Below are 18,116 nucleotides of genomic sequence, written 5' to 3'. Positions count from 1 at the left end.
AACCGATGAAGAAGAGGAAGAACTCAGACAAAGTTCTCCTCTCAACCCAAGAGTAGCCGAAAAGTCAGAAGAAGCAATCGAAGAAGCTTAAAGGAAAATTTTTAATTAAGTAAGCACATATAAATAAAGTGATAGCTGGGGCGGGCTAGGAGAGCCCACCCCACAGTAGGGGCAATTCATGAATTGCCCCTACTGTGGGGTGGGCATCCTGCCCGCCCCATCCTCATATAACTATTATCACTTTATTTATTTACACCTACTTAACTATTTTCGTTCCGCGCAACCTTCCAATACCCGATTACCTAAAATCAAAGTAGCCTCGTAGGGATAAACATTATCTGACCGAAAAAAAATGGGATACAAGCCCCGTCCCTTTAGGACGGCTTTTGAGACGGTGCGGGAAAACGAGCAATTAGGCTTCTGATTAATTCTGATTGTGTCATCCCGCGACGTTTTGATTCTTCTATGAGTTGTTGTTTTTCGTATGCAGTAACCCTCAAAAATATTTTCTCAGTTTTCATCAGATTGTCCTGTCAAACAGCTATACATCTAGTAGAATAGATTAAGAGTGTTAAAAGGTCGAGCAATCAAAGCCAGATACCAGTATCGATTCTATCCCACAGACCAACAGCAACAGAGTTTATCTCGATTGTTTGGTTGTGTGCGCGTGGTTTATAATGATGCTTTGGTTATCTGCAAGCAATCTGAAAAGAAACCATTATCTGCTGAACTTCAAAAGCTGGTCATCACTCAGGCAAAAAAGACTGAAGCTAGGGCATGGTTGAGCGAAGTCTCAAATATTCCATTGCAGCAGTCAGTAGCAGATTTAGAGATAGCTTTTAAAAACTTTTTTGATTCCTGTAAAGGCAAGAGAAAAGGTAGAAAGGTTGGTTATCCCAAGTTCAAAAAACGGACTAATAGCCAATCAGCAAGGTTCAGAATTGGGGGCTTTTCAATTAAAGGTGATGGTGTTTATCTAGCAAAGATAGGTGTTGTCAAACCTATTTGGTCAAGAGAAGCTCCCGCAAGTCCTAGCTCTGTAACTGTGATCAAGGATTGTGCTAACCGTTATTTCTTAAGCTTTGTCGTAGATGTTGAACCAATCAATGTTAATGCCAAGAACCAAAGCATTGGTATTGATTTAGGTATTAAGACTTTTGCTGTCATGAGTAACGGTGAAAAAGCTTTCAGTCCTGACTACAAAATGCTAGACCGTAAAATACGCAAACTTCAGAGAAAGTTGGCACGACAACTCCAAAGTTCAAGCCGGAGACATAAAACCAGGATTCAAATAGCCAAGACTCACAGCAAAATTGCCGATACCCGCAAAGACTTTTTGCACAAATTGTCAACCAATGTCGTTAGTGAAAATCAAGCTATCGTATTGGAAGACTTAAATGTGTCAGGAATGCTTAAAAACCGCAAGTTGGCTAGAGCAATTAGTCAACAGGGGTGGCGAGAATTTCGAGTTTTGGTTGAGGCAAAGTCTGAAAAATATGGGCGTAATTTCGTCGCTATTAACAGATGGGAACCAACGAGCCAAACCTGCTCTGAGTGCGGCTACAAATGGGGAAAGATTGATTTGTCAATCCGTTCCATACTTTGTTTGAATTGCGGCACGGAACACGACAGAGACGAAAACGCATCGGTAAATATAGAAATGGTCGGCATGGGGCATCGGCACGACCTTAAATGTACGTCGAGGGACGGTAAGACTACGAAAGTAGCACGACCCAATGAAGCGTAAAGAATCACCGTGGCTTCAGCCCGGTGAGTATGTCAAATTCCATCACTACAAGAGTCGGCTTTTTTTATTATTAATGTCCCGTTTGGTTGTCCGTTGAGTCGGTACACTCGTACCAAATCATTAGGACGACCTTGCGCTGTTATTGGTGTAACATAAGGATAAGTTCGTTTACTGACTTCCGGCGATGAATAAACTATGCCATTGCGGTTAACAGTTACACTCCAAAAAGGTTCTGTACCTCTAGCGGTGAAAGTTTCCACTCTAGCCGGAGTTTGCGAAATTAAGACGTTTTCTCCTGATATATTGTTGTTAGCATAACTGCGATTTCCTTGGCGATCGGAAAGAGCAGACTCACCTCCCAACCAACTAACAGACAATGCCAATAAAGCAGTATAAAAGTATAGAGATTTCATAATTACCAACTCCAAAGTTACAAGTATGACGATCGCAGACTTTAGCCCATACCCACAAATTGAATGGGATCAATCTAAAATCTACAATCTACAATCTAAAATCCCATGACGTACTTGTTTTGCAATTGTGCCAAGAGTTAAACTATAGGTTTTAATTCTCTGGTGCTTGCTAAAGTGTAGAACATGAATCAAAACCTCAAACTGCTAATTTCTGAGTCAGAGATTGCTGACATTGTGAAACAACTGGCGCAACAAATAGACAAAGACTATGTTAATCGTTCTCCCGTTGTTGTTGGGATGCTGAAAGGATCGTTCATCTTTTTAGCAGACTTGATTCGCCAAATCCAAACGCCAATTAAAAATATTGAATTATTTCGCTTATCAAGCTACAGTAATGCCACCGTCAGTTCAGGAGAAGTAAAAATGCTCATGGGATTATCAGACGGGATCTTGAGCAAACAAGATGTAATTTTAGTCGAAGATATTGTTGATACTGGACTTTCCACCTCAATGGCATTGCAGTTGCTAAAAGCACAAAATCCAGCTTCCTTGAAATTGTGTGCATTACTTGACAAACCAGCCAGACGGAGAGTTTCTGTTAAGATTGATTATCTGGGAATGACGATCGGCGATCGCTTTATTGTCGGGTACGGTACAGATGTAAAGGAACAATACCGCCAACTTCCCGCCATTTACGTATTAGAAGAATAATGCCCTGTGTCAGAAATAACTCTACAGTTAAAAACAAGTGAAACAGCTTTGGACAAACCTTTTATCCTTGGAGTCTTCAGACGAATGGTAATAGTTCAACCAAGTAAGCAAAACATCTACCCCCAATTTCTGCATAATAAGTTACAGTTAAGTAGCAAACCTTGACGGCAAATATTTAATTACTTAAAGTTCTATAAAACTGATTAACAAATTGATTGACAGCCTGGGATTTCCCAGTAAAATTTGCAGACTAGCTAAAACTTTCCTTAAGAACTGGCACCAGAGAGCCAGCCTCGTAAGAAAATCCATCATAGCTATCGTTAACAGCCTCCCACTTTCAGCATGAAACAACAGAACCTTAGTAGTAAATTACTATCCATCTTTAATATCATTGCCGCCGATGTGTTTGCTAACCTTGCCGATATTGCTCAAAGAGTCTATCCCAACAGATAAACTGAACAAATCATCAAAGTGGCGAGGCTACAATCAAGGCGTAACCTAATTTCCACAAAACGCTTATTGGATAAAGCTTTTAGAAAATTTGGATTTGTTCCTTATTCAGCGAATAGGCAAGATTTTAGTTAATAAGTCTTGCCATAAAAACATCTCAGTCGTTCCCTGACGGCAGATTACATACAACGCACTCTATACTCAATTAACGATGAACAGTAACACAACACCAGCAAACCAAGGCTTATACGATCCGCAATTTGAACATGATGCTTGCGGCGTTGGATTCATTGTCCATCAAAAGGGCAACAAATCTCACGAAATCGTCGAACAAGGATTAACAATTCTCTTAAACTTAGATCACCGGGGCGCTTGCGGTTGTGAAGCAAACACCGGAGACGGCGCAGGGATTTTGCTGCAAATACCACACAAGTTTTTGCGTAAGGTACTAGCAGCAGAAGGCATTAACCTGCCAGAACCGGGACAATATGGAGTAGGGATGATATATTGTTCTCCAGATCCGGCGGTTCGACAAAAAGCTCAAGAATATTTTGAAGGAGTAGTCGCAGAAGAAGGACAAAAAGTACTCGGTTGGCGCGATGTACCCACAGATAACTCTTCATTGGGTAACACAGCAAAGTCCAGCGAACCCTTCATGCGACAGGTTTTTATCCAACGTTCTGCTAATCTTGTTGATGATGGGGCGTTTGAGAGAAAACTTTATGTGATTCGCAAACGCACACATATAGCGATTCGTGCGTCTCACATCGATCCGATGTGGTATCCCAGTAGTTTATCTTCTCGGACGATCGTCTACAAGGGAATGTTAATGCCTGTGCAAGTAGGACAATATTACCCCGATTTGCACGATCCCGATCTCGAAAGTGCATTAGCGTTAGTTCACTCGCGCTTTAGTACCAACACTTTCCCCAGTTGGGAACGGGCACACCCCTACCGCTACATCGCCCACAACGGCGAAATTAACACTTTGCGGGGTAACATTAACTGGATGCACGCTAGACAATCTTTGTTTGAGTCAGATTTGTTTGGCGATGACATTAAGAAGATCAAACCAGTTATTAATATAGATGGAAGTGACTCGCTGATTTTTGATAACGCCTTAGAATTAATGGTTTTGGCGGGACGTTCCTTACCTCATGCGGTAATGATGATGATACCCGAACCTTGGACGGCGCATGAATCAATGAGTCCAGAGAAAAAGGCATTTTACAAGTATCATTCTTGTTTGATGGAACCTTGGGACGGCCCTGCTTCGATCGCCTTCACTGATGGTACGATGATGGGAGCAGTGCTCGATCGCAACGGTTTACGTCCTTCTCGTTACTATGTCACCAAAGACGACTTAGTAATTATGGCATCCGAAGCCGGAGTTTTACCCATTGAACCAGAAAGGGTAGCTTTAAAAGGACGCTTAGAACCGGGAAGAATGTTCCTCGTCAATATGGAAGAAGGAAGAATCATCGCCGACGAGGAAATCAAAAACAAAATTGTTAGCGAACATCCTTACGCCGAATGGATTAAGGATAATATGGTAGAACTGGCGAAACTGGAAACTCCCAATCCTGTAGGACAGGCATCCTGCCTGTCATCCCCAGTCCCCAACCTAATCCAAAGACAAACAGCTTTTGGTTACACTTTTGAAGAGTTGCGGTTGCTGTTAACTCCGATGGCGAGAGATGGAGTGGAAGCAGTTGGCGCGATGGGTGCGGATACACCTTTGGCAGTGTTGAGCGATCGACCAAAAATACTCTACGATTACTTTAAGCAATTGTTTGCTCAAGTGACAAATCCGCCGATCGATTCCATCAGAGAAGAGATTATCACATCGGCAGAAACTACGATCGGTGCAGAGAGAAATTTACTCAACCCAGTTCCCGAAAGCTGTCATTTGATTGAGTTGAAAAGCCCAATTTTGAGTGATGAAGATTTGGCGAAACTCAAATATATTAATGAAGGTGGCTTTAAGTCGATTACTTTGCCAATTTTGTTCGATCCCAAAGCGGGAGTCAAGGGATTGGAAAGCGCGATGGAAGAGATTTTCCAGAAGGCGAATGCGGCGATCGCTGATGGTGTGAGTATAATTATTTTGAGCGATCGAGAAATCGACAAAGATAATGCACCCATTCCCGCACTTTTAGCAGTATCCGGTTTACATCACCACTTGATTCGCGAAGGTACACGCACCAGAGTCGGATTAGTTTTAGAATCAGGTGAACCGAGAGAAGTGCATCATTATGCAACTTTAATTGGTTACGGTTGCGGCGCGATTAATCCATATCTGGCATTTGAGACGATCGCAGATATGATTAACGAAGGACTAATCCTCAACGTTGATTACAAAACCGCTTGTAAGAATTACATCAAATCAGCAACCAAAGGTGTAATTAAAGTCGCTTCCAAGATTGGGATTTCTACCATTCAAAGTTATCGCGGTGCCCAAATATTTGAAGCTATTGGATTGAACAAAGCAGTCATCGACAAATATTTTACTTGGACAGCATCGCGGATTGAAGGCGCAGACTTAGAAGTAATTGCTCAAGAAGCAATTTTACGACATTCTCATGCCTTTCCCGATCGCGAAGTCAACGGACATACCCTCGACGTTGGTGGCGAATATCAATGGCGCAAAGAAGGGGAAGCACACTTATTTAGTCCCGAAACAATACACACCTTACAAAAAGCAGTTCGTACCGGAAGTTACGAAACCTTCAAACAATACGCCAAACTGGTAAACGAACAAGGGAAAAAACATTTCACCTTGCGCGGATTGTTAGAATTCAAAGAACGTCAACCAATCCCCATTGAAGAAGTTGAACCGATAGAAGCAATCATGAAACGCTTCAAAACAGGCGCAATGAGTTACGGTTCAATTTCCAAAGAAGCCCATGAAAGTCTTGCTATTGCCATGAATCGCATTGGAGGCAAGTCTAACACAGGAGAAGGCGGAGAAGATCCCGATCGTTACACTTGGACAAACGAACAAGGCGACTCCAAGAATAGCGCTATCAAACAAGTAGCTTCGGGACGTTTCGGCGTAACGAGTTTGTATCTTTCCCAAGCGCGGGAATTACAAATTAAAATGGCGCAAGGGGCGAAACCGGGAGAAGGCGGACAATTACCCGGACGAAAAGTGTATCCTTGGATTGCGAAAGTGCGCCACTCAACCCCAGGTGTAGGTTTGATTTCGCCACCGCCTCACCATGACATTTACTCGATTGAAGATTTGGCGGAACTGATTCACGATTTAAAGAATGCGAATCGGGAAGCGAGGGTTAGTGTAAAATTAGTTTCGGAAGTTGGAGTTGGTACGATCGCAGCAGGTGTAGCCAAAGCCCACGCCGACGTTGTGTTAATCTCCGGTTATGACGGAGGAACAGGCGCATCACCGCAAACCTCCATCAAACACGCAGGTTTACCTTGGGAACTCGGACTCGCCGAAACTCACCAAACCCTAGTTTTAAACAACTTACGCAGTCGCATCGCCGTAGAAACTGACGGACAAATGAAAACCGGAAGGGATGTAGTAATTGCAGCATTACTAGGTGCAGAAGAATTTGGTTTTGCAACCGCACCCTTAGTTACACTCGGTTGTATCATGATGCGTGTTTGTCACCTTAACACCTGCCCCGCTGGAATTGCAACACAAAACCCACAGTTACGCCAAGCATTCACAGGCGACCCCGAACATACGGTAAACTTTATGAAGTTCATCGCCACCGAAGTTCGGGAACTAATGGCGCAACTAGGTTTCCGCAACCTCAGCGAAATGGTAGGGCGAACCGATATTTTAGAACCGAAAAAAGCCGTTGAACATTGGAAAGCCAAAAACATCGACCTTTCCAAGATTTTATATCAACCGGAAGTCGGGCCCGAAGTTGGTCGTTATTGCCAAATCCCGCAAGATCACGGTTTAGACAAATCCCTTGATATAACAGTATTGCTGGATTTGTGTAAGGATGCGATCGAAAAAGGCGAAAAAGTTAAAGCCACCCTACCCATCAAAAACATCAACCGTGTAGTCGGAACAATCTTAGGAAACGAAATCACCAAACGCCACTGGGAAGGACTTCCAGAAGACACAGTACACCTACATTTCCAAGGAAGTGCAGGACAAAGCTTCGGCGCATTCGTGCCCAAAGGCGTAACCTTAGAATTAGAAGGAGACGCAAACGACTACTTAGGAAAAGGCTTAAGCGGTGGAAAAATCATCGTTTATCCCCCGAAAACCTCCACCTTCGTCCCCGAAGAAAACATCATCATTGGTAACGTCGCCTTCTACGGCGCAACAAAAGGCGAAGCATACATCAACGGTATAGCTGGCGAACGCTTCTGCGTCCGCAACTCCGGCGTAAACACCGTCGTCGAAGCCGTCGGAGATCACGGTTGCGAATACATGACAGGCGGAAAAGTCGTAGTCTTAGGAAAAACCGGACGCAACTTTGCAGCCGGAATGAGTGGAGGAGTAGCCTACATCCTCGACGAAACAGGCGACTTCGCCACCCGTTGCAACACCCAAATGGCGGACATCGAACCCCTCGACTTAGAGGATATCGAAACCATCCACCAAATGATCCAAAAACACGCCGAGTACACCGGAAGCCAAAAAGCCGCTAAAGTACTTGACAATTGGGAAGAAATGGTATCCAAATTCGTCAAGGTCATGCCCCGCGACTACAAACGAGTCCTCGAATGCTTAAAACGTGCATTTGAATCCGGCTTAAGCGGAGACGAAGCATTAGCCGCAGCCTTTGAAGAAAACGCCCGCGACGTTTCTCGGATTGGCGGAAGCTAACTTTTTGGTAGTGGGTAATAGCTAGGAGGAAAACCAACTACCTATTACCAACCCTTCTCTTCCTTCTCTTTCTTCCTTAGCGTTCTTTGCGTTCTTTGCGGTTCCAAAAAAATCTTTTTTTTAACCGCAAAGGACGCAAAGGACGCTAAGAAAGAGAAGAAGAAGTTTAGTTCTTCTGTAATTAACATGAGACAACCGCAAACCGTCAAAAGTTTAGAGAATTTAGGGAGAGTGCAACTTTCCAAAAGCTTTTTCATGCGGGAATTTCTCTATTCAGAAATCTCCCAAATTGAAGGTATTCCTAACATACCAGACGATCCTGATTTGGCGATCGCAGCCGGAAAAAACCTCTGCCAAAAAGTACTCGAACCCATCCAAGACGCACTAGCTAGAATCAGCATTCGTTCCGCCTATCGTTCCTGCGAAGTCAACGCCAAAGGTGCAGAAAATAACAAATACAACTGCGCTAGCAATGAAGCAAACTATGCAGCCCACATTTGGGATCGAAAAAAAGATAATTATATGGGTGCAACAGCCTGTGTAATAGTAACTTCTTTCATTCCTTACTACGAAAAAACTAAAGATTGGACTGCTTTAGCTTGGTGGATACACGATCGAATAGATGCTTATGCTAACATGACTTTTTTCCCAAATTACGCGGCTTTTAATATTAGTTGGAATGAAAATGTTAACTATCCAAAATACATCTATAGTCATGTAGAAAATCCCCATACAGGTAAAAGTAGCGGTTATTTAACTAATGAAAACATGGATAATTTTAGAGGTTCACATGAAGAGTATTATAGGGAATTTATTCAAGAGTTGGGAATGGGGAAAAAATGACAAAAGTATTACGGAGTTAGTACAATGAGTAGCCAAGCAAAATCTTTAAGTGAAATTACACAGCAAGCGATCGAGCTTTTATCAAAGGAAATTGGCATTGTAAATACAGTAAGGTTTCTCAACCAATTTTCTACAGGTTATGGAAATTATACCGATGAACGTGAGCAAATGTTTAAAGATTTGACATTAGAGGATATTTTGAAGCAGATGGAAAACAGATAATATGGATTACCAGAAAATTATTACAATTGAACCGAGAAAACGCAGTGGCAAACCTTGTATTCGGGGAATGCGAATTACTGTGTATGATATTTTGGAATATCTTGCTGGTGGGATGACTGAAGAGGAGATTTTAGAAGACTTTTCTGAACTTACATCTGAGGATATCAAAGCCTGTCTTGCTTTTGCAGCAGAAACACGCCCTAAATTTGGGAGTGCCAAAGGCTTAATTGAAATGTCTGATGATTTCGATGCTCCCTTGGAAGATTTCGAGGCATACTCACTAAGTAATTTTGAATTTCAATAAAACAGAAATTATGAGTACAGCAATTATAACAACCAAACAGTACATTGAAGAAAGGGAAAGTTGTTACTTTATTGTCGGAAAGCGCGTTTCCCTAGATTCAATTGTTTATGCTTTCCTAGCAGGACAATCACCAGAAAGCATAGTACAATCATTTCCAGTATTAACATTAGAAGAAGTTTATGGAGCAATTACCTTTTACCTTGCTAATCGCATAAATATCGATAACTATTTAGCTGAAGGAGAAAAGCTTTTTGAAACATTAAGAGAGCAATCTAGAGAAAGTAACTCATTACTATATCAAAAACTCTACGCTCAGGAAAACCAGTGATGAAAATTCGCTTTCAAGCAGATGCAGATCTGAATTTAGCAATTGTAACGGGTGTCTTGAGACGTGAGCCAACCATTGATTTTTTAACATCAAATCTATCCAATTTAAGTGGATTAAGCGATATAGAAGTTTTGAAATTTGCAGCAAATGAAGGTAGAGTTTTAGTCTCTCATGACCAAAGAACTATGCCGAAATACTTTTCTGAATTTATTGTTGAACAAACAAGTTCGGGTGTAATTATTGTGTTACAAAGTTTGCCAATTAGCCAGGTAATAAATAATCTAATCGAGATTTGGGAGAGATTAGAAGCAGAAGACTGGATTAATCGCATTGCATACCTACCTCTGTTAGTCCAGCATTGAAGAATTGAAAGAGTTACCGAAAAGAGGAAAAAATGACAACGGTTAAATTTAACGTTCCCTTTGAATCATTGATTGAAGCTATTACATCGTTAGATTTGGAAAAAAAACGGGAACTTTTGGAAATTTTAGAGGATTTGGTGTTTGAATCAGAAGAATCACTAGAGGAAGAACCACAAGTTCTGGCAGAGATTGAAGAAGCTAGGAAAGCATACCAAGTAGGAGACTATCAAACTATTCAGGAATACATTGCTAGTCAGTCTAGGAAAAGTTCATGAGTTATGCAGTTCTCATTCCTAAAACTGTTCAAAAGCAACTCGATAATTTACCAGAAGATGTTAATAGTCGAATTGTTGAGAAAATTCTCTCACTTGCGGAAGAACCACGTCCACCAGGAGTGAAAAAGTTAAAAGGATTTGAAAACGAGTATCGAGTCCGAGTAGGCGATTATCGAGTCCGTTATGAAGTCAATGACGAAACATTAACTGTCGTAGTTCTACACTGTAAACATCGCAGGGATATTTATCGGAAATAGCTGATAACAATAGCTTGAATTTAATTAACCAAATGATCCAAACACCATCCCAAACAGTTACCTTAGAAGAGTTTCTTAAATTACCCGAAACAAAACCCGCTAGTGAATATATCGACGGTAAAATTATTCAAAAACCAATGCCGAAAACTCGCCACTCGCGACTTCAAGGTAAATTGATTGACACCATTAACCAAGTTACTGAAGCAGCGAGAATTGCTTATGCTTTTCCTGAATTGCGTTGTACTTTTGGAGGTCGATCGCTTGTTCCTGATATAGCAGTTTTACGTTGGGAAAACATCGAGGTTGATGAAAATGGAGAACCATTAGATGATGTATTAATTCCGCCAAACTGGACAATTGAAATTCTGTCTCCTGAACAAAGTTCTAATCGAGTGACGGGAAATATACTACATTGTTTAAAGTATGGTTGTGAATTGGGATGGTTACTCGATCCAGACGATCGCTCAATTCTCATCTTCCAACCCGAAAAACAACCAGAGTTACGCCAAGGAAAAGATGAATTAATTATCTTAGAGGGGATTCCATTAAATTTAACAGTAGAACAAATATTTGCCTGGTTAAAAATGAGAGAGTAATCAGTAATATGAAAATTGAACTTTATCAAGAAGTTTTTCTAACTCGTGATTTACCAGAACATCAGCTTAAAATAGGTGACGTTGCGACTTTGGTTGATTTCGTTTCTCACCCTAATGGCGGGGAGGAGGGTTGTTTATTGGAGGTATTTAATGCCGTAGGTGAATCTATTGCGGTAGTTGCTGTGCCAGTATCTTCGGTTGCAGCTTTAAGTGCTGACGAGATTTTAACTGTACGTTCTTTGACGAAAATCAGTTAATTAATCGCCGTTTCCAAAGCAAAACTTTTGTATTTTTTGAGGTAACAAACAATGGGAAAACCAACAGGATTTATCGAATTTCTTCGGGAAGTAGCATCGGAAGTTGAACCGATCGATCGCATTCGCAACTGGGACGAGTTTCACTTGCCAATGGCAGAAGAAAAACTCCGCACCCAAGGCGCAAGATGTATGGACTGCGGCGTGCCGTTTTGCCACACGGGAACTGTAATAAGTGGTATGGCAAGCGGTTGTCCAATTAATAACTTGATCCCAGAATGGAATGATTTAGTTTATCGCGGACTTTGGCGAGAAGCACTCGATCGCCTGCACAAAACTAACAATTTCCCTGAGTTTACCGGAAGAGTTTGTCCTGCACCCTGCGAAGGCGCTTGTGTTTTGGGCATTCACAACCCACCAGTTACGATTAAAAATATTGAGTATTCGATCGCAGAAAAAGGTTGGGATGAAGGCTGGATCGTTGCAGATCCACCTACTAAGCGCACTGGGAAAAAAGTTGCTATTGTGGGATCTGGCCCAGCCGGACTTTCCGCAGCTGCCCAACTCAACAAAGCTGGACATTGGGTGACTGTGTTTGAAAGGGCCGATCGTCCAGGCGGACTGCTTATGTACGGAATTCCTAACATGAAATTGGACAAAGAACAAGTTGTCCTCCGTCGCCTGAAAGTCTTGGAAGATGAAGGCGTGAAGTTTGTCTGCAACACCGAAGTTGGCAAAGATATTACTTCTGAGCAATTGCTGAAAGAATTCGACTCGGTAATACTTTGTACAGGTGCGACTAAACCTAGAGATTTGCCGATCGAAGGACGCGAATTAAAAGGTATTTACTTCGCAATGGACTTTCTCACCGCTAACACCAAAGCTATTTTAGACAAGAGTCAAAACGGCAATTTCATCACTGCGGAAGGTAAAGATGTGGTAATTATCGGTGGTGGTGACACCGGAACAGACTGCGTAGGAACTTCTATTCGTCATGGCTGCAACAGTCTCGTTCAAGTGGAAATTTTGCCCAAGCCACCTTCAGAACGTGCAGCTGACAACCCTTGGCCCGAATGGCCGAAAGTTTACAAAATGGACTACGGTCAAGAGGAAGCAGCAGCGAAATTTGGTGATGATCCCCGTGTTTATACTACTACGGCAACAAAGTTTGAAGGTGATGAAAATGGCAATGTGAAAGCCGTTCATACTGTGCAGGTGCAATGGGAGAAAAACGAAAAAGGTCAGTTTATTCCCAAACACATTCCAGGTACAGAAAAAGTGATCCCCGCCCAACTCGTTCTGCTAGCAATGGGCTTTTTGGGGCCAGAACAACCGCTGCTAGATGCGTTGGGACTGGAACGCGATGCACGCAGCAATGTCAAAGCTGACTACGGTAAATATAACACCAGCATTCCCGGTGTTTTCGCCGCTGGTGATTGTCGTCGCGGTCAAAGTCTTGTAGTTTGGGCTTTCAACGAGGGTCGAGGTGTCGCCCGTGAGTGCGATCGTTACTTAATGGGAAGTACTGATTTGCCATAATTTGAAGGCATAAGAGGAAAGTTCGGATTTCTAGGGAGAATTCATGAATTGCCCCTATAAATCCGAACTTTCTGCCTTTAAATTAAGCTGTTCTTAATGCCTGATCCACGTCTTCTAATGCGCCTAATTTGTCACCGATGGCAAATCGAGCTAATCCCCGATTAATGTAAGCGGAATTTAACTTGGGATCGAGTTTTAACGCTTGGTTAAAATCGGCAATTGCTTGTCGAGAATCGCCTAATCTATAGTGTACAAATCCTCGATTGTTATAAGTTCTGGCATCATTCGGATTAAGTTCTAAAGCTTGGTTAAAATCTTTGATTGCTCCTTGTTTATCTCCTAAATCAGAGCGAGCTAACCCTCTACTAACATAAGCTTCCGCTAATTGAGGATTTTGCTTTAAAGCTTGATTAAAATCTTCTAAAGCTTTTTGAATATTTCCTTGCACCCGAAAAGCTAATCCCCGATTATTATAAGCTGTTGCGTAATCAGGTTTGTAAATAATCGCTTGACTAAAATCTGCGATCGCTTTACCAAAATCACCTTGATAATAATAAGCTAAACCTCGATTATAGAAAGCATTAGCTTTTTGGGGATTAATTTTGATGGCTTGAGTATAGTTTTCAATTGCGGCTTGGTATTCTCCCATCAAAGTACAAATATTACCGCGATTATTGTAAGCTTCTGCATCAGTAAAATTAATATCTAAGGATTGATTATAATCATCAATTGCTCCCGATCGATCGCCATTTTTATGCTGAACTAAAGCTCGATTATAGTAAAGTGTGGCTAAATCAGGAGCTAAGTTTATGGCCTTTTGTAAATCTGCCATTGCACCTGCACGATCGCCTAATTGCAGACGCACATTCCCTCGATTATTATAAGCTTCTACAAAGAAAGGATCTAGTTCTATTGCTTGGTCAAAATCTGCGATCGCTCCCGGAAAATCACCCAAATAACAACGCGCCATTCCGCGATTATTATAAACCTCTGATGAGTAAGGATCGATGCTTAAAGCTCGATCGTAATCTGCAATAGCCTCCGCAATTTCTCCTAAGTAAACTTGAGATAAACCTCGACTAATATAAGCAATAGTTAATTGCGGATTTAAGTTGATTGCTTGGCTAAAATCTGCGATCGCTTCCTCTGGCGCTTCTAAATCAAAATACACCAAACCTCTGCTTAAGTAACCATTGGCAAAATCAGGTTTGAGTTGCAAAGCATAATTAAAATCAATTAATGCTGTTTTATACTCTCCCAAGTAATAGTAAGCTTGACCTCGATTATAATACGCAGAATAGTTTGATTCCAGCTTAATCGCCTGATTAAACTTGTCGATCGCTGCTGCATAATCTCCTTGTCTCACATTGTCGATGCCTTGATTTAATATGTTTTGCAAACTCATAGCCTGACGATTGGATTTCCTAAATTTTTGCTGAAAACACTGTAGGTAATTTCAGAAAATTACCTGGGGAATCACATTCATAAAGTTAGCAAGCTGAAGCTTTTAAAGAGCGAGTAAATTTCCCGGAAGTTCCATTTACCCATTAAGTTTCCTGCTGGAGATTTGTCGATTAATTCCCCAAATGTCAGCTTTACTCAATTCGCCTCATCAGTGTTAACTTACTCTTGTTTATACAGCGAATATTCCCAAAAATTTCGGTTGACAGGATATACTTTACTCAATCTTTACGACTTACCTCAGCAAATTTACGGTAACTTTACACTGATAGCGAAACAACACATAGACAAATATTAAAAAATTCAGGAGTTTTCCACTGCTAAACTCCTGAACTGGTTAAATTATAAATTTCTCTGTTCAAGTATTGAAGGTACTTTCAGCAGAAGTATCAGCAATAAAACTATAGATTTTTTGGGTTTCCAAATTGTTACAGATCGAGGAAGGTAACTGACTCAGGGAGAAGCTTTGACGATTGAGATTGACCTGCAAACTAGTCAGGGGATCGCCACCAGAAGAAACCAGAAAGTCTAATCGTTCTAAGTCAGACCAAGAAGCTATGCTATCAAGAATTTTGCCGATCGCTTCCACATAAGGATGACTTGCTTGTTGATACCAGTCGGGCGCTGCTAATAATGGTTGATCGAAACCCAAGTGAACTGTGAGGTAAGGATGACCGAAAAGGGCGATCGTTACAGGTCGAGCTTCTTCCTGTAAAAGTAAATCATGAACGCCGACCATCAGACGCAATTTTTCCAACCGTTCATAACGTTCATGAATTGAAGACTCGCCTCGCCATTGAATTGCTACTGTTACTAAATAGGTTTGCAGCAGCAGATGACCTAGCTTTTCGGCTTTCGTAGCTAGATAGGTTGTATTATAAGTATTCGCTTCAATTAATAATGGTACTCTTTCCACCATTTCTAAACCGTAACCTTTCAACCCGGCAATTTTGCGCGGATTATTAGTAATTAAGCGAATTTTTTTCACTCCTAAATCATTGAGAATTTGCGCCCCAACTCCGTAATTTCGCAAGTCAGCAGGGAAACCCAATCTTTCGTTTGCTTCCACAGTATCTAAGCCTAAATCTTGTAAAGAATAGGCTTTTAACTTGTTAATTAAACCTATTCCTCTGCCTTCTTGACGCAGATAAACTACCACGCCGCTACCAGCATTTTCAATCATTTTTAAAGCTGCTTGTAGCTGCATTCGACAATCACAACGCAGCGAACCTAAAGCATCACCAGTTAAACATTCCGAGTGCATCCTTACCATTACACTTTGTTCAGCGAATTGGCTGGGATCGCCTTTAACAATGGCGACGTGCTCGGAATTGTCTAAAACATTGCGGTAAGCGTAGATTTCAAAATTACCAAATTCTGTGGGTAATTGAGCGATCGTTTCCCGACAAATAAACCGATCGTGCTGCAATCGATAACTAATTAAATCGGCGATCGAAATAATCTTGAGATTATGCTTTTTCGAGTATTCAATTAACTCCGGTAATCTCGCCATTGAACCATCAGGGTTTTGAATTTCACAAATTACCCCCGCTGGATAAAGTCCGCCCAATCTAGCTAAATCTACCGCTGCTTCCGTATGACCAGCACGTTTGAGTACACCGCCAACTCTAGCCCGAATCGGGAAAATATGACCAGGGCGACGTAAATCTTTGGCTTGAGTAGCTGGATTAATCGCTACTTGAATAGTGCGAGCGCGATCGTCCGCTGAAATCCCAGTAGTCACTCCTAAATGAGTTCCAGCATCAATGCTCACAGTAAAAGCAGTTTGGTTATTGTCAGTATTTTTGCTGACCATCAATGGCAAGTCCAGTTCATCCAAACGTTCCCCCGTCATTGCCAAACAAATTAATCCTCTGGCATTCACTGCCATAAAATTAATTAAGTCGGGTGTGGCAAACTGCGCCGCACAAATTAAATCACCTTCATTTTCCCGATTTTCGTCATCTACTACCACTACCGCTCTGCCTGCTTTAATCTCTGCTAAAGCGGTGTCAATAGAGTCAAAATTAAAAGGTTGGATAGGAGTTTCTGGCACTAATATCGTAAAATTTCGTAAAGTTTTCCTCTTTAATTTTACCCCCTTCCTTTGTTTAAAATATCAGGCAGTTCCAGAGGCTCTTTTGGGATCGGGGGTTCTTTTGGGTTCTTTTGGGTTCTTTTGGACTCCAAGAGCAAAATCTAAAATCTAAAATCTAAAATCTAAAATCGGTTGGTTCTACCAAACAGGGGTTTTAGTACTACAATGCAGCAAAAGTTGTAGCTGATTTAAACTAAAAACGCACAAAGGTCAAGGATCATGGGTAATATGGGGCGTGTGCCCGTTGGTATTGTCGGCGCATCAGGTTATGGTGGTGTGCAATTAGTCAGACTCCTTAAGGAGCATCCAGGGGTGGAAATAGTTTACTTAGGCGGTGAAAGTAGCGCCGGGAAACCTTTTTCCGATTTATACCCACATTTGAGTCCGTTTGTGGATTTGAAAATTGAAGCGATCGACTTAGAAGAAATAGCGGCTCGTTGTCAGGTAGTTTTTCTTTCCTTGCCCAATGGTTTAGCTTATCAAATGGCACCAACCTTATTGGCAAGAGGATGCAAAGTACTCGATCTTTCGGCAGATTACCGCTTTTTTGATGTTAATACTTATACATCTTGGTATGGTGGCGATCGCCAAGATCAAGAAATCGTCTCGAAAACTGTTTATGGCTTACCAGAACTATATCGCGATCGCATCGCCCAAGCCCAGCTAATCGGCTGTCCCGGCTGCTATCCTACAGCTAGTCTCTTAGCACTAGCACCCCTGCTCAAACAAGGTTTAATTTTGCCAGAAACCGCTATTATTGATGCTAAATCAGGGACTTCCGGTGGTGGGAGACAAGCAAAAGTTAATATGTTGTTAGCTGAGGCAGATAGCTCTTTGGGTGCTTATGGAGTTGCCCGTCACCGCCATACACCCGAAATTGAACAAATTTGCAGCGATTTAGCCGGAAGCGAAGTTACAGTCCAATTTACACCCCACCTAATCCCAATGGTGCGGGGCATCCTAGCCACAGTGTACGCCACTATGCGCGATCCGGGGCTACAACACAAAGATTTAATCACCATTTACAACGCCTTTTACCGCAATGCCCCTTGGGTGAAAGTTTTATCTAGTGGCACTTATCCCCAAACTAAATGGGCTTGTGGCACTAATCTTTGTTATATCGGTTTAGAAGTCGATTCGCGCACCGGGCGGGTAATTGTGCTGTCTGCGATCGATAATTTAATGAAAGGTCAAGCTGGACAAGCCGTTCAGTGCTTAAATCTCATGATGGGTTGGGAAGAAACTTTGGGCTTACCTCAATTATCTTTCTATCCCTAGAGGATCAGGGGAGCAGGGGAGCAGGGGAGCAGGGGAGCAGGGGAGCAGGGGAGCAGGGGAGCAGGGGAGCAGGGGAGCAGGGGAGCAGGGGAGCAGGGGAGCAGGGGAGCAGGGGAGCAGGGGAGAATGACAAACTCAAAACATACCCAACTCTGAAAAACACAA

General features: G+C 42.0%; 17 protein-coding genes and 2 pseudogenes. 15 read left to right on the top strand and 4 right to left on the bottom strand.

Annotated features, from left to right (window positions below):
• Positions 1-374 precede the first annotated feature (374 nt).
• A complete protein-coding gene (locus ACE1CC_RS22780; RefSeq protein WP_413272726.1) occupies positions 375-521 on the bottom strand; it encodes a plasmid mobilization protein in 147 nt (48 codons plus the stop codon).
• Positions 522-586: 65 nt separating this feature from the next.
• Between ACE1CC_RS22780 and ACE1CC_RS22775 the strand changes: the two genes are divergently transcribed.
• The gene (locus ACE1CC_RS22775; protein WP_413272727.1) at positions 587-1,747 is read left to right on the top strand and encodes an RNA-guided endonuclease InsQ/TnpB family protein; all 1,161 of its coding nucleotides are present in this window, start codon (positions 587-589) and stop codon (positions 1,745-1,747) included.
• A gap of 32 nt (positions 1,748-1,779) precedes the next feature.
• Here ACE1CC_RS22775 and ACE1CC_RS22770 read toward each other — a convergent pair whose 3' ends face one another.
• A complete protein-coding gene (locus tag ACE1CC_RS22770) occupies positions 1,780-2,160 on the bottom strand; it encodes a hypothetical protein (protein WP_413272725.1) in 381 nt (126 codons plus the stop codon).
• A gap of 183 nt (positions 2,161-2,343) precedes the next feature.
• Between ACE1CC_RS22770 and hpt the strand changes: the two genes are divergently transcribed.
• The 13 genes and pseudogenes from hpt to gltD all read left to right on the top strand — a co-directional run bounded on the left by hpt (position 2,344) and on the right by gltD (position 13,114).
• Positions 2,344-2,871 carry a hypoxanthine phosphoribosyltransferase gene (gene hpt / locus ACE1CC_RS22765; protein WP_413272724.1) on the top strand — a complete coding sequence of 176 codons (528 nt, stop codon included), beginning with the start codon at positions 2,344-2,346 and terminating at the stop codon, positions 2,869-2,871.
• A 661-nt stretch (positions 2,872-3,532) separates the two neighbouring features.
• Positions 3,533-8,134 carry a glutamate synthase large subunit gene (gltB, locus tag ACE1CC_RS22760; RefSeq protein ID WP_413272723.1) on the top strand — a complete coding sequence of 1,534 codons (4,602 nt, stop codon included), beginning with the start codon at positions 3,533-3,535 and terminating at the stop codon, positions 8,132-8,134.
• Positions 8,135-8,320: 186 nt separating this feature from the next.
• A complete protein-coding gene (locus ACE1CC_RS22755; protein WP_413272722.1) occupies positions 8,321-8,977 on the top strand; it encodes a peptidase M15 in 657 nt (218 codons plus the stop codon).
• A gap of 24 nt (positions 8,978-9,001) precedes the next feature.
• Positions 9,002-9,199 carry a hypothetical protein gene (locus ACE1CC_RS22750; RefSeq protein WP_413272721.1) on the top strand — a complete coding sequence of 66 codons (198 nt, stop codon included), beginning with the start codon at positions 9,002-9,004 and terminating at the stop codon, positions 9,197-9,199.
• Position 9,200: 1 nt separating this feature from the next.
• Positions 9,201-9,404, top strand: a pseudogene (locus ACE1CC_RS22745) (DUF433 domain-containing protein); the annotation flags it as partial.
• A 6-nt stretch (positions 9,405-9,410) separates the two neighbouring features.
• Positions 9,411-9,503: pseudogene (locus ACE1CC_RS22740) on the top strand (hypothetical protein); the annotation flags it as partial.
• A gap of 10 nt (positions 9,504-9,513) precedes the next feature.
• Positions 9,514-9,831 carry a DUF433 domain-containing protein gene (locus ACE1CC_RS22735; RefSeq protein WP_413272720.1) on the top strand — a complete coding sequence of 106 codons (318 nt, stop codon included), beginning with the start codon at positions 9,514-9,516 and terminating at the stop codon, positions 9,829-9,831.
• Complete coding sequence (locus ACE1CC_RS22730) at positions 9,831-10,193, top strand: DUF5615 family PIN-like protein (protein ID WP_413272719.1); 363 nt, start codon at positions 9,831-9,833, stop codon at positions 10,191-10,193. The genes ACE1CC_RS22735 and ACE1CC_RS22730 overlap by 1 nt, the downstream gene beginning before the upstream one ends.
• Before the next feature lie 32 nt (positions 10,194-10,225).
• A complete protein-coding gene (locus ACE1CC_RS22725; protein ID WP_413272718.1) occupies positions 10,226-10,468 on the top strand; it encodes a hypothetical protein in 243 nt (80 codons plus the stop codon).
• Positions 10,465-10,725 carry a type II toxin-antitoxin system RelE family toxin gene (locus ACE1CC_RS22720; RefSeq protein ID WP_413272717.1) on the top strand — a complete coding sequence of 87 codons (261 nt, stop codon included), beginning with the start codon at positions 10,465-10,467 and terminating at the stop codon, positions 10,723-10,725. The genes ACE1CC_RS22725 and ACE1CC_RS22720 overlap by 4 nt, the downstream gene beginning before the upstream one ends.
• A 32-nt stretch (positions 10,726-10,757) precedes the next feature.
• The gene (locus ACE1CC_RS22715; protein ID WP_413272716.1) at positions 10,758-11,321 is read left to right on the top strand and encodes a Uma2 family endonuclease; all 564 of its coding nucleotides are present in this window, start codon (positions 10,758-10,760) and stop codon (positions 11,319-11,321) included.
• 8 nt (positions 11,322-11,329) lie between these two features.
• Entirely contained in the window at positions 11,330-11,578 is a 249-nt protein-coding gene (locus ACE1CC_RS22710; protein WP_413272715.1) for a DUF4926 domain-containing protein, read from the top strand.
• A gap of 51 nt (positions 11,579-11,629) precedes the next feature.
• The gene (gene gltD, locus ACE1CC_RS22705) at positions 11,630-13,114 is read left to right on the top strand and encodes a glutamate synthase small subunit (protein ID WP_413272714.1); all 1,485 of its coding nucleotides are present in this window, start codon (positions 11,630-11,632) and stop codon (positions 13,112-13,114) included.
• Positions 13,115-13,196: 82 nt separating this feature from the next.
• Here the strand turns inward: gltD and ACE1CC_RS22700 are convergent, their stop codons facing one another.
• Positions 13,197-14,519: a tetratricopeptide repeat protein gene (locus ACE1CC_RS22700; protein WP_413272713.1), complete on the bottom strand. Its 1,323-nt coding sequence runs from the start codon at positions 14,517-14,519 to the stop codon at positions 13,197-13,199.
• A 414-nt stretch (positions 14,520-14,933) separates the two neighbouring features.
• Complete coding sequence (gene ribBA, locus ACE1CC_RS22695) at positions 14,934-16,631, bottom strand: bifunctional 3,4-dihydroxy-2-butanone-4-phosphate synthase/GTP cyclohydrolase II (protein ID WP_413272712.1); 1,698 nt, start codon at positions 16,629-16,631, stop codon at positions 14,934-14,936.
• 261 nt (positions 16,632-16,892) lie between these two features.
• Between ribBA and argC the strand changes: the two genes are divergently transcribed.
• Entirely contained in the window at positions 16,893-17,951 is a 1,059-nt protein-coding gene (gene argC, locus ACE1CC_RS22690) for an N-acetyl-gamma-glutamyl-phosphate reductase (protein ID WP_413272711.1), read from the top strand.
• The last annotated feature ends 165 nt before the right edge of the window (positions 17,952-18,116 follow it).

The sequence above is a fragment of the Floridaenema aerugineum BLCC-F46 genome (assembly GCF_041929345.1).
GTDB classification, from domain to species: Bacteria; Cyanobacteriota; Cyanobacteriia; order Cyanobacteriales; family Aerosakkonemataceae; genus Floridanema; species Floridanema aerugineum.
This window is presented reverse-complemented; position numbering and strand designations above follow the sequence as displayed.